Raw genomic sequence first — 13,418 nt, forward strand, 5'->3', positions numbered from 1 at the left:
TCCCCACACCCCGGCGATCCCCCATGGCCTTCTTTCGCGGCGGAGTGAAGGAGGCGGATAGCAAGCCGGCCGTCGAACCCGTAGCGCGAGCGGAGCCGGCACGTCCGGTCAGATCCCATATCCGTCCCGAGCCCGAATCCCGCGCCGAACTCAAGCCGCCCCACGAACCGGAACAGGCCGTGACACCGTCGTTCGACAATCCCGCCTCGGCCAAGCGTCCCGCGGGGAAGCGCGCCTCGACCACATCGTTCAGCGTTTCGGGCGCCGCTGCGCTGGTGGGAGGGGGACGATGACGACGCCGTCCCGGGCGGTCCTCGGGCAGGTTCCCGTGACCTTTCTCGGCGGGATGTCGATCGCGGCTCTGGGAATGCAGGAGACCGTGGATAGGATGGCCGAGGCCGTGCGCCTCCATCCGAGACCCGGAACGCCCCTCTATTTCACCTCGGCCAACGGTGAGGTGATGTCGCGGCACGCACGGGATGCCGAGTTCGCGCGGCTGGTGGACATGGCCGATCTCATCAGTGCCGACGGACAGCCGATGGTGACGCTGTCACGCGTCGTCGGCGACCGGGCCCTGCCCGTGCGGGTCGCCACCACCGACCTCTATCACGAGGTCGCCCGCAAGGCCGCCGCGGAGGGCCTGACCTTCTATCTCTACGGCGCCACGGAGGACGAGAACCGCGCGGCGGTGGCGACGACGCAGCGCCTGTATCCGGCGCTGCGCATCGTCGGTCATCACCACGGCTACCTCGCGGGCGACGCGCTGACGGACAAGATCGCGGAGATCGACGCCCTGGCGCCGGACATTCTCTGGATCGCCCTGGGGGTACCGCGCGAGCAGGCCTTCGTGCGGGATCACGGTCCGCTCCTGCGCAACGTCGCCCTGATCAAGACCTCGGGCGGCCTGTTCAATTTCCTCTCCGGAAGCCGCAGCCGGGCACCGTCCTGGGTCCAGCGGGTCGGGTTCGAATGGCTCTGGCGGCTGGTGCAGGAACCCCGGCGCCTGTTCTGGCGATACTGTCTTACCAATCCCCACTCCCTCTATCTCATGCTCACGCGCAGCGGCGACCGTCGGCGCGCGCGGCAAGGCGAGGGCAAGACCGGCGAGGCGATGGTGCTGGCGGAGCCCGAGAAGGACGATCTCGTCGGGAGACGGGCGAAGGGAGCCTGACCCCTCCTCCGCGCTCAATGCTGCGCGAAGCCTGCGGCCATGTTCACCGCCAGGGCCAGGACGCTGGTGTTGAACAGGTAGGCGTAGACGGTCTGTGCCGTCACGATCCGGCGGAAGGTCTTGCTGGTGATGTCGGTATCCGAGGTCTGCGACGTCGCCCCGATGGTGACGGAGAAGTAGAGGAAGTCCCAGAAATCCGGATCCTCGTTCCCCGGAAAATCCAAGCCGCCGCGGTGCCGGCCCGTCTCGACCTCGCCGTAGTAGAGGTGAGTGTAATGCACGGTGAAGATCACCTGCACGAAGACCCAGGCGCAGAGCATCGTCATGACCGCCAGGGTGAAGTGGGCGAGGCGCGGCGCATCCGGCTCCCGCCCTCCGATCACCAGCATCGCCACGGCGCCGCAACTCGCGAGCCCTGCCAGGATGGCGAAGAGCGAGATCACCGGAGCGCTGTCGTCGAGCTGCGAGGCCTCCCGGCGCAGGGAGTCCTGCGACAGGGACGAGGTCCGCCAGATCACCAGGGCGGTGTAGACGACGACGCCGACGCACCAGCCGACGAGGAGGCGCGTCCAGATCGAGGCGAAGGGCAGGGCCACCGACAGCACCACCGCGAACACGATCGCCCCGAGAAGCCGCGGGCGCAGCAGGAAGGCCTGGAAGGGGTTCTGCATCGATGGGCCTCGCGCTCCGGCCCCCGGCTATAACGCCGGATCGCGCCGAGCGGTCATCGCATCCCCGTGAGAAGAGGTGCGCTCACTGGGACCCGGCGGATGGCCCGGTATCACGCCTTGGGTGGGCGGCAGGCGGTGTCGCAGGAGGTCCCCGAGAAGCGGGAGAACAGCCTGGCGAGATGAGGGCGCAGGGGCAGGAACCCGCGATAGGCGGCCTCGGCCAGGATCGGCATGCCGGGCAGACTCGCGAGGGTCGCGAGCCAGCCCCAGCCGGGCAACTCGCGCCAGAGCCGGATGAAGCCCGACGCCCCGGAGGCGAGGCGGCCCTGATCGTCCCGGACGTGGAAACGCGCCCGCGCGGCTTCGCGGCTGAGATCGGGGCCGAGCGTGGCGGGGGCGTCGTCGCCGCTGACGTCGACGAAGGCGAGGCGTTCGGCCCCGCGGCTACGCCGGTAGGTCCGGATCTCGGCGGAACAGAGCGGACAGGCCCCGTCGTAATAGACGGTCAGTGCGGCGGGTGGGGTCATGGTGGGCGGTACCGTCCCTCATCATCGGCTCCAGAGAGGGAGACCGTGTCCGGGGACAACGCCGATACACGCGAAACGGCCACAGCCTCGATGGAAGCGGAGGTGTGGCCGTCTTTCGATGTGATGTCGGAGAGGCACCCGTGTTTCGGGACGCCCCCCGCGGGTCAGCGGGCGGCGAAGGCCTTGAGCGCGGCCTTGCCGGCGTAGCGACCCTGCGCGCCGAGGCCTTCCTCGATGCGGATGAGCTGGTTGTACTTGGCCAATCTGTCCGAGCGGGCGAGCGAGCCGGTCTTGATCTGTCCGCAATTGGTGGCGACGGCGAGATCCGCGATGGTGGAATCCTCGGTCTCGCCCGAACGATGCGACATCACGGCGGTGTAGCCGGCGCGCTGCGCCATATCGACGGCGGCCAGCGTCTCGGTGAGGGTGCCGATCTGGTTGACCTTCACCAGGATCGAGTTGGCGGTGTTCTCCGCGATGCCGCGCGACAGGCGGGTGACGTTGGTGACGAACAGGTCGTCGCCCACGAGCTGGCAGCGGTTGCCGACCTTCTCGGTCAGGAGCTTCCAGCCGGCCCAGTCGTCCTCGGACATGCCGTCCTCGATGGACAGGATCGGGTAGGAATCCACGAGCTTGGCGAGGTAATCGACCTGGGCCTCGATCGAGCGGGTCTGGCCCTCGCCCTCGTAATGGTAGGCGCCGTCCTTGAAGAACTCCGTGGCGGCGCAGTCCAGCGCCAGCACGATGTCGGTGCCGGGCTTGAAGCCGGCCGCCTGGATCGATTCCATCACGAAGTCGAGCCCGGCCTCGGCCGAGGGGAGGTTGGGGGCGAAACCGCCCTCGTCGCCGACATTGGTGTTGTGGCCGGCCTTCTTGAGCGCGCCCTTGAGGGTGTGGAACACCTCGGCGCCCATGCGCACCGCCTCGGCGAGCGAGGAGGCGCCCACCGGCATGATCATGAATTCCTGGAAGTCGATCGGGTTGTCGGCATGCGCGCCGCCGTTGATGATGTTCATCATCGGCACCGGCAGCACCCGCCCCTGGGTTCCGCCGACGTAGCGGTAGAGCGGCAGGCCGGCGGTCTCGGCGGCGGCCTTGGCCACGGCGAGCGAGACGCCGAGGATGGCGTTGGCGCCCAGCCGCGCCTTGTTGGGGGTGCCGTCGAGCTCGATCATCGCCTCGTCGACGGCGATCTGGTCCTCGGCATCCATGCCGCCGATGGCGTCGAGGATGTCGCCGCGGACCGCGGCCACCGCCTTGCGCACGCCCTTGCCGCCGTAGCGTCCCTTGTCGCCGTCGCGCAGCTCCATCGCCTCGTGGGCGCCGGTGGAGGCGCCCGACGGCACGGCGGCACGGCCGAAGGAGCCGTCCTCCAGCAGGACGTCCACCTCGATGGTCGGGTTGCCCCGGCTGTCGAGGATCTCGCGGGCGGCGATGTTGGTGATCGCGGTCATGCGTGCCCCTAGCTCTCAAGATGTGGTGCGGCGGGCGCTCGCCCGAGCCGTCATGATCCCGCGGGAACCCCTCAACCGAGGGATGAGCCAGCGGAACCGGTCTGATCCAGGGCAGGCTTATCCGTCAACACGCCGCGTCCGGCAAGCGTCCCCCTGTGCGCGGAGGGCTTGGGACCGTGACAAATCTTTGCGGAGCGCGCGAGAATTTCTGAAGCGGTCCGTTCGGGCCATCCCGCGAGGCCATGCGGCGGGCGAAGGGCCGGACTTCGCCGGCCGCGTCTACGCCCTTGATTTCATACGGGGAATCGAGGCGACACGTTCCCTTGCCGCGACCGGTGCGCTATAGCGGCGGACATGACCAGCCCGCCCCCCTCCTCCGACGGCCTGCAACTCGGCCAGGCCACCCCCCTGCCCGCCTCTCCGGAGGCGGCGCGCCTGGACCGGGTGCCGAATCCGCATCCCAAGACCGATTACCTCGCGCGTTTCACCGCGCCGGAATTCACATCGATCTGCCCGGTCACCGGCCAGCCCGATTTCGGCATCCTGATGATCGACTACGTGCCCGACCTCTGGCTCGTGGAATCGAAATCGCTGAAGCTCTATCTCGGCGCGTTCCGCAATCACGGCGCCTTCCACGAGGATTGCACCGTGGGCATCGGCCTCACCCTCGTCGACCTGCTCAAGCCCCGGTACTTCCGCATCGGCGGCTACTGGAACGCGCGCGGCGGCATCCCCATCGACGTGTTCTGGCAGACCGGCGAGCCGCCGAAAGCCATCTGGCTGCCGGACCAGGGGATCGCGCCCTATCGCGGCCGCGGCTGAGCCTCGGCGAAGCCGCATCCTGCCTCACCGATCTTCGGCGACGGCGCGGACGATCTCGTCGATCAGGCGTTCCTGTGCCTCGATGGGACCTTGATGGACCTCCGCGACCGTCCGGAGCATGTCGGCGAAATGGTCTCGCTCCGCGAAACTCAGGGCATCGTGCAGGATTGGCGCCAGGACCTTGATGGCCAGCGTCGTATCGGGAGCCTGCGCGGCGGCGTGGCGGACGAACACCATCCGGGCATCGAGGTCGTCCCCGGCCTCCACGATGCCGCGCATCTGCGCCGTGATGACGGCCTCCTGCTCGGGCGTCGGTACGCCACGGAGACGGGCGACCATTTCCATCAGGACGCCGGCCGCATCGGCGGGATGGCGGAGGGAGCGCAGGGGTGCGGAGCGGATCTGCCGTTCGCTCGCCATCCGGCGGCGGGTGCCGCGCCAGTCTCGCACCGCGTTGTCGATATGCTCCATCCCGTTGCCGTACTTGATCCAATAGACCAGTCCGGCGACGAGGGCGCCGAAGACGGCTGCGATGATCGGCATTGCGCGGGTCCCCACCTGTTCGAAACGGGGCCTCCATGCAACCGTGCGGCCCATCCCGCAACCACCCGGCCATGCGGCCGGGATCGGAACACAAAAAAAAGACGGCCGGTAAAAACCGGCCGCCCTTCTCGCACGAAGTTTCGGGTGCGTCGGCTCAGTAGCCGTAGCCGTAGGCGGGCCGACCATAAGCCGGGCGGCCATAACCGTTGTTGTAATAGGAATCCCGCGCGGCTCCGGCCGCGATGGCGCCGGCTGCCAAGCCCGCGATGCCCAGGCCGACTGCGGCACCGGTTCCGATGCCACGACGATGGCCACCACCGTAGGCGTAACCGCGGCTGCCATACCCACGATGTCCATAACCGCGATGGCCGTAGCCACCGTGGGCGTAACCACCATGGCCGCCGCGACCATAGCCATGACCGTGTCCGGGGCGGGCTTCCGCCGCCGTTCCGGCAGCCATGGCGCCGAGGGAAAGGGTGACGGCCGTGATCAGTGCGAACTTGCGCATGGGGCTCCTCAAATCGTTGTCACATTCAAGTGATGACAACGGGATGAAGACGGGTTGGTTCCATTGTCATGGCCGTACGAACGAGTCCAGGTGACGAGTCTCGGTCAGCGGCTGGACTTCGCCAGGCGATCGAAAGCCTGCAAGGTCTCCAGTAACGCCGGCATCGCCCGGAGAGGAACCATGTTGGGGCCGTCCGACGGAGCATGATCCGGATCGGGATGGGTCTCGATGAACAGGCCGGCGACCCCCACCGCCACGGCGGCGCGGGCCAGCACCGCCACGAACTCGCGCTGCCCGCCGGAGGTGGCACCCTGCCCGCCCGGCTGCTGCACCGAATGGGTCGCGTCGAACACGACGGGGGCACCGTGCGTGACCTGTGCCATGATCGGCAGGCTGCGCATGTCGGAGACCAGCGTATTGTAGCCGAAGGAGGCGCCGCGCTCGGTGACGAGGACGTTCGGGTTGCCGGCATTCGTCACCTTGGCGGCCACGTGTGCCATGTCCCAGGGGGCGAGGAACTGGCCCTTCTTCACGTTCACCACGCGGCCCGTGGCGGCGGCCGCCAGGAGCAGGTCGGTCTGCCGGCACAGGAAGGCCGGGATCTGGAGGATGTCGATGACCTCCGCCGCCGGCGCGCACTGGGCCACCTCATGGACGTCGGTGAGGACGGGAAGACCGAAGCGCTCCTTGATCTCGGCGAAGATCGGCAGCGCCCCGGCGAGGCCGAGACCGCGCGCGGTGGAGCCCGAGGTCCGGTTGGCCTTGTCGAACGAGCCCTTGAACACGAGGCCGATCCCGAGGCGGTCGGTCATGCCCTTGAGCGCGTCGGCGATCTCGATGGCGTGGTCGCGGCTCTCGAGCTGGCACGGGCCGGCGATGAGCGCGAAGGGCAGATGGTTGGCGAAGGCGGTGGACCCCGCCATCACGACGGGACCGGCGGGTGAGCGAGCGGGTTCGGACATGGCGCCCGGTCTAGCCCGACTGGGCCCCGTCGAAAAGGCCGGCGCGACGGCGAAGGACCGCCCGACGATGCCGGGTGAGCATGCAGCGCGTGATGTCCGGCGCCGGGCCGCCAAGGCCGAGCGCGTCGGCGAGCCCCTGCCCGCTCGTCTCGCATCGCAGGGCCGCATTCCCTGCCCGTCCCGCCTGCGGCATTCCCGTGAGGCGGGAATCCCGATGAAGCGTGCGGGCCAGGATCTCGACCATGCCGGCCTTCGCGCCGGTCAGCCCTTCCGCCGCCAGCCCGATCAGGACGAAATAGGCGCCGGCCGGCTCATGGTCGCGTGACCCGAACGCCATCCGCGCCGGCGCCCGGCAATCGAGGCTCATGCGATCGGCATCCTCGGCGCGGAACACGGCGAGCGACGCCTCGCGCCCGGCCAGCGACGCCCCGGTGGCCCGGATCATCCGCGCGGTGAGCCGGTCGCAGGATTCCGTCGCCCTCGCCGGATCCGGTGCCGAGGACAGGAGGATGGCGGTCAGGAGGCAGGCGATGGATGGGAGGGATCGGGCTTTCATGGGCCCGATCCTAAAGCAGGCCGCCGCTCGAGCCCAACGATCTCAGCGTCGCGTTCCGATCGATCCCGTCACATCCGGGGGACAGGCCTCGTGGGCGTGCGAGCGGAGGACCCGGCGCAGTCGTAACGGATAGGCGCCCGTCTCGTCTTCCACCGTGCCCACCAGCGCATCCGTCGCCAGCGATCCACGGAACGCGACATGGCCCCGTTCGCCGCCGACCAGGAACGACAAGGTCTTGGTGTCGTCGTCGAGGGTGAGGCTCTCGGCCTGCGCCGACTGGGATGCGGTCTCGTAGACCAGGACGTCGCCGGTGGGAGAGCGCCTGAGCGTGATCCGCCGCCCTGCCCGCTCGCCGCTCTCGGTCGCCGTGCAGAGATCCGCGAAGACGAAGGTGCCCGTGGCCCAGACCGGTTTCGCCGCCACGGACTTGGCGCGGGCAGGCCCTGTCGCCGCCATCGTCGAGGCGAGGGCCGCAAGCGGCAGGCCGGCCATCAACATCCGCTTCAGAACCTGCATCGGATTCTCCCCCCCTCCGTGCTCGCATCAGGAGACCCGCAGCCTCGCTCCGTCATGTCTCTGGATTGCGACAGGATCCGGCCTCGGCGTGCGCGAAGGCACCTCGGCGCTCGAAGCAAGATTCGGTCCCGTCGGTCTTGGATGCCGTCACACGAAGCGCCGGCCCGAACGAACGGGCCGGCGCTGATGGAAAGGTCGTCTGCGAGGCGGCTGGACTTGTCAACGTCGGGCCGCAGAGCGGGTGTTCAGCCGGCCTTGTTGAGGGCCACGGCGACGAAGCGGGTCACGCCCTTGGTGCTCTTGACCCGCATCAGCACCGCCTTGCGGCCGCTGGCCTCGGCCGCCTTGATGCGCTCGGCGATCTCCGAGGGCTTCGAGACGCTGGAGCCGGCCACATCGAGGATGATGTCGCCCTGCTCGATGCCCTTGGCCGCGGCGGGGCCGTCGGGGTCGACATCCATCACCGCGACGCCCTCGTCGCCGGCACCGACCTGCGCGGCCGGGGCGAGGCTGAGGCCCAGGCGCGGCTGGCCGTCGCTCGTCGAGCTGCTGCGGTTGTCGTTGCCCGCCTTCGGGTCGTTCGGCAGGGCGCCGAGCTCAACCGTGGCGGTGTCGGATTTGCCGCCGCGCAGATAGGCGAGCTCCACCTTGGCGCCGGGCTTCAGGCCGGCGATGCGGCGGGACAATTCGCGGGCATCGTTCACCGACGCGCCGTTGACCGATTCGATCACGTCGCCGGATTTGAGGCCGGCCTTGGCCGCCGGTGTGCCGGGTTCGGCGTGGTCGACGAGGGCGCCCTTGGCCTTGTCGAGGCCGAGGCCGTCGGCGATGTCCTTCGTCACCGGCTGGACCTGGACGCCCAGATAGCCGCGGGCCACCTTGCCGTCCGCTCGGAGCTGATCGACCACCGCCTGCACGGTCTCGGCGGGAATCGCGAAAGCGAGACCCACGCTGCCGCCCGAGGGGGAGGCGATGGCGGTGTTCACGCCCACCACTTCGCCGCCGACATTGAAGGTCGGGCCGCCGGAATTGCCCTTGTTGATGGGCGCGTCGATCTGGAGGAAGTCGTCATAGGGGCCGGCGCCGATGTCGCGGCCACGGGCCGAGACGATGCCGGCGGTCACCGTGCCGCCGAGGCCGAACGGGTTGCCGATGGCCACCACCCAATCGCCGACGCGGGGCGCGGTCTTGCCCAGCGAGACATAGGGGAAAGTGCCGCCTTCGGTGATCTTGAGCAGCGCGAGGTCGGTCTTCGGGTCCTTGCCGATGACCTTGGCGTCGAGGGTGCGGTTGTCGTCGAGCGTGACCTGCACGGTCTTGGCCTTGTCGACCACGTGGTTGTTGGTGACGACGTAGCCGTCGGCCGAGATGATGAAGCCCGAGCCCATGGCGCCGCGCTGGCCCTGGCGCTTGGGCGAGGGACCGCCGAAGCCCTGGCCCTGGCCCTGCCCCGGGCCGCCCTGGCCGAAGCGCTTGAAGAACTCGCGCAGCTGCGGCGGAACCTGCTGGCCCTGGCCCTGCCCGGGGCCGTCATCGTCGTCCATGCCGGCGCTGTCGTCGAGCTTCACCTTCACGGCGACCACGCCGGGCTTCACCTTGTCGACCACGCTGGCGAAGGAGCCGGGCGGATGGTCCGGCACGTCGATGGGATTCTTCGACAGGGCCTGGGCATAGGCCGGCGTGGAGGGCTGGGTCAGGCCGATGCCCGCGGCTCCCGTCGCAGCGATGGCGATGGCGGCGACGGAGGCGAGGGCGTTACGGCGCAGGCGAGAGGTGGACGAGATCATGGACTGGGCTCTCCGGAAATGTCGTGTCCCCGCTGAGCGGGGCCATGACCCACTGTGTAGAGACCTCAGCCTGACCCGCCCGTGTCGCCGAGATTACGGTTTGGACAGGTTGGGAGGAGGGAGCGCCCTCGCCCCCGCGCGCCATCTCAGATCCAGCAGCAATCCCGCCGGGTGCGTGTCGAGGATGGGCGTGATCGGCAGGCCGGCGGCGTTGAGGAGGCGGGCGGCCCAGTGGTTGCAGACATTGGCGGCGCTGAAGCGGCCCTGCCCTTCGTAGAACAGGCTCGGCCCGTAGAGGCCGGGGCCACCCTCGATGGGGAGGTCGTCGGCGAGGCGGAAGCTCGCGTCGAGGCGGGCGAGCAGGCGGGCGAGGCCGGCCTTCGAGACCCGGATGGGGACGATGTCCGAATGCGGGAAGCTCGTGCGGGTATCGTCTTCGAGGCCCACCACCTGGACGACGCCCTCGCGGCCGCCGGGGGTGAACAGGGCTTCGAGGGCGAGGCGCAGGTCGAACTGCGCCAGGGTCGGCGTCGCCCGGTAGAAGCGGGCCTCGCCCCAGCCGAACTCGATCCCCGGATAGGCCCGGAAGCGGGTGGCGATGTGGCGGAGCGCCGTGCCGGCGCCCTCCCCGGTGAGGGCCTCGCGCGGGATCACGAGACCCGAATGCCAGCCGTGGCTGACGAGTTCGATTTTTTCTGAGTCGTCGTCGGGGGCGGGATAGAGAGCGGGGTCGCCGGGCCTCGCCGTGACGATCGCGGCGAGGACGAGGAGGGCCAACAGGCCGGCGAGGCCCTGGCCCAGCCGGCGCAGGATCACGCGTCGGACAACCGCGCCAGGGCTTCCCGGATCTTCTCCAGACGTGCCGCTTCCGCGTCGCGGCGCTCGCGCTGCTCGTCCACCACCTCGTCGGGCGCGCGGGCGAGGAAATCGACGTTGCCGAGCTTGGCCTCGATCTTCCCGATTTCGGAGGCCGCCTTCACCGCCTCCTTGTTCAGGCGGGCGACCTCGGCCTTGAGGTCGACGATGCCCTCCAGGGGCAGCGCCGCCACCGAGCCGCGCACCAGCAGCTGGACCGCGTTCTTCGGCGCGGTCTCGGCGAAGGAGATGTCCGACAGGCGGGCGAGGCGCAGGAGCGTGTCCTGCCACTGCGTTGCCCGCGCCCACAGGGCTTCGTCGGCGCCGACGATGACCAGGGGAATCTGGGCGCCGGCCGGCACGCTGGTCTCCGAGCGGGCGGAGCGGATCTCGGAGACGAGGTCCACCACCCAGCCGATCTCGGCTTCGGCCCGAGCATCCGCCAGCCCCGACAGGTCGGGCCAGGGCGCCAGCGCCAGGAGCCCACGCTCGGCGATGCCCTCGCCCTTGATCGCCCAGAGCTCCTCGGTGAGGAACGGCATGAACGGGTGCAGCAGCTTGGCGATCTGGTCGATCAGGAACGCCACCGTGGCCTGCGTCTCGGCCTTGAGGCCGGCATCGACGCTCTCGCCCTGAAGCACCGGCTTGGCCAGTTCGAGATACCAATCACAAAAGATGTTCCAGACGAAGCGGTAGGCGGCCGCCGCCGCGTCGTTGAAGCGGTAGGCGTCGAGTGCCGCCGACACCTCGGCCACGGCGCGCGCGGCCTCGCCCAGGGCCCAGCGGTTCAGGGTCTCGGTGGCGTCTTCCGGACGATAATCGGCGCGGAGCACGCAGCCGTTCATCTCGGCGAAGCGCGAGGCGTTCCAGAGCTTCGTCGCGAAGTTGCGGTAGCCCTCGACGCGGTTCACCGCGAGTTTGATGTCCCTGCCCTGCGCGGCCATGGCGGCCAGGGTGAAACGGAGGGCATCCGCCCCGTATTGGTCGATCAAACCGAGGGGATCGACGACATTGCCCTTCGACTTCGACATCTTGGCGCCCGACGCGTCGCGCACCAGGGTGTGGAGATAGACCGTGGCGAACGGCACCCGGTCGGTGACGTGGAGGCCGAGCATCATCATCCGGGCGACCCAGAAGAAGATGATGTCCTTGCCGGTGACCAGGGTATCGGTCGGATAGTAGCGGTCGAGTTCCGGCGTCGCGTCGGGCCAGCCGAGCGTCGAGAACGGCCACAGGGCGGAGGAGAACCACGTGTCGAGGACGTCCTCGTCGCGGCGCAGAGCAACGGTGCGTCCGTGCTTCGCATCGGCCTGTGCCTGCGCCTCGACCTCGCCGGAGGCCACGAAGATGCCGCCCTCGTCATCGTACCAGACCGGGATCTGGTGGCCCCACCAGAGCTGGCGCGAGATGCACCAGGGCTCGATGTTCTCCAGCCACTGGAAGAAGGTCCGCTCGTAATTCTCCGGAACGAACCTGGTCTGCCCGTCGCGCACCGCCTGGAGGGCGCGCTCGGCCAGGGGCTTCACGTTCACGTACCATTGGTCCGTGAGGTAGGGCTCGATGACGACGTTCGAGCGGTCGCCATGCGGGACCGCATGGGTGTTGGGCTCGGTGAGCCGCAGCCGCTCGCGCGCCTCCATCAGGGCGACGACGCGCTTCCTCGCCTCGAACCGGTCGAGGCCGTGCAGGGCCAGGGCCTCCGGCTCCGGGTTCGAGTCCTTCAGGAAAGCCGCGTTCCCGTCGAGGGTTATGCGCGCTTCCGGATCCAGGATGTTAATCGGCGTGCAGCCGGCCCGCTTGCCCACCTCGAAATCGTTGAAGTCGTGCGCGGGCGTGATCTTGACGGCACCCGTGCCCTTCTCCGGGTCCGAATAGGTGTCGGCGACGATGGGGATGAGGCGGCCGACCAGCGGCAGCCGCACGTGCTTGCCGACGAGATGGGTGTAGCGCTCGTCGTCCGGATGGACCGCCACCGCCGTGTCGCCCAGCATGGTCTCGGGCCGGGTGGTGGCCACCGTGATGACCGCGCCGGTCTCGTTTCCGGCCTCGTCGACGATCGGATAATCGAAGTGCCAGAGATGGCCCTTCACCTCGACCTGCAGCACTTCGAGATCCGAGATCGCGGTCTGGAACTTCGGATCCCAGTTCACGAGCCGCTTGTCGCGGTAGATCAGCCCCTGCGCGTGGAGATCGACGAACGTTTTCGTCACGGCCCGGACCATCTGGTCGTCGGGCTGGCCGGACAGGCCCATGGTGAAGCGCTCGCGCGTCCAGTCGCAGGAGGCGCCCAGGCGCTTCAACTGGTTGACGATGGCCCCGCCGGACTCCGCTTTCCATGCCCAGACCTTCTCGACGAAGGCCTCGCGGCCGAGCTCGCGCCGGCCCGGCTCCTTCGCCTCGGCGAGGCGGCGCTCCACCACCATCTGGGTCGCTATGCCCGCATGGTCCGTGCCCGGCTGCCACAGCACGTCGCGCCCGCGCATGCGCTCGAACCGGCAGAGGATGTCCTGCAGGGTGTTGTTGAGGGCGTGGCCCATATGCAAGCTGCCGGTGACGTTCGGCGGCGGGATCACCATGGTGAAGGGCCGGGCGTCCGCGCGCTCGGGCCGGCCGGCCTTGAAGGCGTCACCCGCCTCCCAGGCGGACGCGATGCGCGCCTCGACGGCGGCGGGATCGAAGGTCTTGTCCATCATGGGCTTGCGTCGGGCCAGTTCGTGCGGGGCGGGTGTCAGCCCGCGTGTTGGCCCGCTTTCACCCCGTCACGCCCCCCGCGTCAACATCGCAGGGCGGTCAGCGGCCCCGCGCCACGCGCTCGATCTCGGCGCGGACGAGGCGTTCGACCATGCCCGGCAGGTTGTCGTCGAGCCAGGATTGCAGCATCGGCCGGAGCATGTCCTGCACCATGTCCTCGATGGTCCGGGCATTCTGGCTCACCCTCGTACCGGCGAGAAGCTGGAACGCATGGCCGACGCTGGCATCGGTGATGTCGGACACGAGGCGCTGCTTCAGGCTCTCGCGCGGGGCCTCCACCGGCTCGGGGCGGGGG

Annotated in this window: 15 protein-coding genes; 3 read left to right on the plus strand and 12 right to left on the minus strand. The window is 69.2% G+C overall.

The window, feature by feature from the left end:
• Both FV220_RS25830 and FV220_RS20555 read left to right on the plus strand, forming a co-directional pair.
• Nucleotides 1-293 (plus strand): hypothetical protein (locus FV220_RS25830; protein ID WP_210245955.1); only part of this gene is annotated, 293 nt, incomplete at its 5' end.
• A complete protein-coding gene (locus FV220_RS20555; protein ID WP_147833048.1) occupies nucleotides 290-1,171 on the plus strand; it encodes a WecB/TagA/CpsF family glycosyltransferase in 882 nt (293 codons plus the stop codon). The genes FV220_RS25830 and FV220_RS20555, both read left to right, overlap by 4 nt.
• Before the next feature lie 14 nt (nucleotides 1,172-1,185).
• Here FV220_RS20555 and FV220_RS20560 read toward each other — a convergent pair whose 3' ends face one another.
• From FV220_RS20560 to eno, 3 genes are all read right to left on the minus strand, one after another.
• Nucleotides 1,186-1,842 carry a DUF1345 domain-containing protein gene (locus tag FV220_RS20560; protein WP_147833049.1) on the minus strand — a complete coding sequence of 219 codons (657 nt, stop codon included), beginning with the start codon at nucleotides 1,840-1,842 and terminating at the stop codon, nucleotides 1,186-1,188.
• Between the two features lie 110 nt (nucleotides 1,843-1,952).
• Nucleotides 1,953-2,369, minus strand: a complete 417-nt coding sequence (locus tag FV220_RS20565) for a DUF393 domain-containing protein (protein ID WP_018043793.1) — start codon at nucleotides 2,367-2,369, stop codon at nucleotides 1,953-1,955.
• A gap of 164 nt (nucleotides 2,370-2,533) precedes the next feature.
• The gene (eno, locus tag FV220_RS20570; protein WP_018043794.1) at nucleotides 2,534-3,823 is read right to left on the minus strand and encodes a phosphopyruvate hydratase; all 1,290 of its coding nucleotides are present in this window, start codon (nucleotides 3,821-3,823) and stop codon (nucleotides 2,534-2,536) included.
• Nucleotides 3,824-4,177: 354 nt separating this feature from the next.
• On the opposite strand from eno, the gene queF reads away from it, so the two are divergent.
• The gene (queF, locus tag FV220_RS20575) at nucleotides 4,178-4,645 is read left to right on the plus strand and encodes a preQ(1) synthase (RefSeq protein WP_018043795.1); all 468 of its coding nucleotides are present in this window, start codon (nucleotides 4,178-4,180) and stop codon (nucleotides 4,643-4,645) included.
• 24 nt (nucleotides 4,646-4,669) lie between these two features.
• Here the strand turns inward: queF and FV220_RS20580 are convergent, their stop codons facing one another.
• The 9 genes from FV220_RS20580 to FV220_RS26215 all read right to left on the minus strand — a co-directional run.
• A complete protein-coding gene (locus FV220_RS20580) occupies nucleotides 4,670-5,188 on the minus strand; it encodes a hypothetical protein (RefSeq protein ID WP_147833050.1) in 519 nt (172 codons plus the stop codon).
• A gap of 154 nt (nucleotides 5,189-5,342) precedes the next feature.
• Nucleotides 5,343-5,696: a hypothetical protein gene (locus FV220_RS20585; protein ID WP_056250711.1), complete on the minus strand. Its 354-nt coding sequence runs from the start codon at nucleotides 5,694-5,696 to the stop codon at nucleotides 5,343-5,345.
• 104 nt (nucleotides 5,697-5,800) lie between these two features.
• Nucleotides 5,801-6,658, minus strand: coding sequence for a 3-deoxy-8-phosphooctulonate synthase (kdsA, locus tag FV220_RS20590; RefSeq protein WP_056141823.1), 858 nt, complete (start codon nucleotides 6,656-6,658; stop codon nucleotides 5,801-5,803).
• Between the two features lie 10 nt (nucleotides 6,659-6,668).
• Nucleotides 6,669-7,214, minus strand: coding sequence for a hypothetical protein (locus FV220_RS20595; RefSeq protein WP_056141826.1), 546 nt, complete (start codon nucleotides 7,212-7,214; stop codon nucleotides 6,669-6,671).
• 42 nt (nucleotides 7,215-7,256) lie between these two features.
• Nucleotides 7,257-7,730 carry a hypothetical protein gene (locus tag FV220_RS20600; protein WP_147833051.1) on the minus strand — a complete coding sequence of 158 codons (474 nt, stop codon included), beginning with the start codon at nucleotides 7,728-7,730 and terminating at the stop codon, nucleotides 7,257-7,259.
• A 245-nt stretch (nucleotides 7,731-7,975) separates the two neighbouring features.
• Nucleotides 7,976-9,517 carry a Do family serine endopeptidase gene (locus FV220_RS20605; protein WP_147833052.1) on the minus strand — a complete coding sequence of 514 codons (1,542 nt, stop codon included), beginning with the start codon at nucleotides 9,515-9,517 and terminating at the stop codon, nucleotides 7,976-7,978.
• 93 nt (nucleotides 9,518-9,610) lie between these two features.
• Complete coding sequence (locus tag FV220_RS20610) at nucleotides 9,611-10,333, minus strand: DUF2459 domain-containing protein (RefSeq protein ID WP_147833053.1); 723 nt, start codon at nucleotides 10,331-10,333, stop codon at nucleotides 9,611-9,613.
• Nucleotides 10,330-13,065 carry a valine--tRNA ligase gene (locus tag FV220_RS20615; protein ID WP_147833054.1) on the minus strand — a complete coding sequence of 912 codons (2,736 nt, stop codon included), beginning with the start codon at nucleotides 13,063-13,065 and terminating at the stop codon, nucleotides 10,330-10,332. Before FV220_RS20615 ends, FV220_RS20610 begins: the two co-directional genes overlap by 4 nt.
• Nucleotides 13,066-13,162: 97 nt before the next feature.
• On the minus strand, nucleotides 13,163-13,418 hold a 256-nt coding region (locus FV220_RS26215), incomplete at its 5' end, for a DUF2497 domain-containing protein (protein WP_147833055.1).

The sequence above is a fragment of the Methylobacterium sp. WL19 genome (genome assembly GCF_008040005.1).
In the GTDB taxonomy this organism is placed as follows: Bacteria; Pseudomonadota; Alphaproteobacteria; order Rhizobiales; family Beijerinckiaceae; genus Methylobacterium; species Methylobacterium bullatum.

Coding starts and splice junctions, on each gene's coding strand:
- FV220_RS20555 (WP_147833048.1), top strand. CDS start 290: ATGACGACGCCGTCCCGGGCGGTCCTCGGGCAGGTTCCCGTGACCTTT.
- FV220_RS20560 (WP_147833049.1), bottom strand. CDS start 1,842: ATGCAGAACCCCTTCCAGGCCTTCCTGCTGCGCCCGCGGCTTCTCGGG.
- FV220_RS20565 (WP_018043793.1), bottom strand. CDS start 2,369: ATGACCCCACCCGCCGCACTGACCGTCTATTACGACGGGGCCTGTCCG.
- eno (WP_018043794.1), bottom strand. CDS start 3,823: ATGACCGCGATCACCAACATCGCCGCCCGCGAGATCCTCGACAGCCGG.
- queF (WP_018043795.1), top strand. CDS start 4,178: ATGACCAGCCCGCCCCCCTCCTCCGACGGCCTGCAACTCGGCCAGGCC.
- FV220_RS20580 (WP_147833050.1), bottom strand. CDS start 5,188: ATGCCGATCATCGCAGCCGTCTTCGGCGCCCTCGTCGCCGGACTGGTC.
- FV220_RS20585 (WP_056250711.1), bottom strand. CDS start 5,696: ATGCGCAAGTTCGCACTGATCACGGCCGTCACCCTTTCCCTCGGCGCC.
- kdsA (WP_056141823.1), bottom strand. CDS start 6,658: ATGTCCGAACCCGCTCGCTCACCCGCCGGTCCCGTCGTGATGGCGGGG.
- FV220_RS20595 (WP_056141826.1), bottom strand. CDS start 7,214: ATGAAAGCCCGATCCCTCCCATCCATCGCCTGCCTCCTGACCGCCATC.
- FV220_RS20600 (WP_147833051.1), bottom strand. CDS start 7,730: ATGCAGGTTCTGAAGCGGATGTTGATGGCCGGCCTGCCGCTTGCGGCC.
- FV220_RS20605 (WP_147833052.1), bottom strand. CDS start 9,517: ATGATCTCGTCCACCTCTCGCCTGCGCCGTAACGCCCTCGCCTCCGTC.
- FV220_RS20615 (WP_147833054.1), bottom strand. CDS start 13,065: ATGATGGACAAGACCTTCGATCCCGCCGCCGTCGAGGCGCGCATCGCG.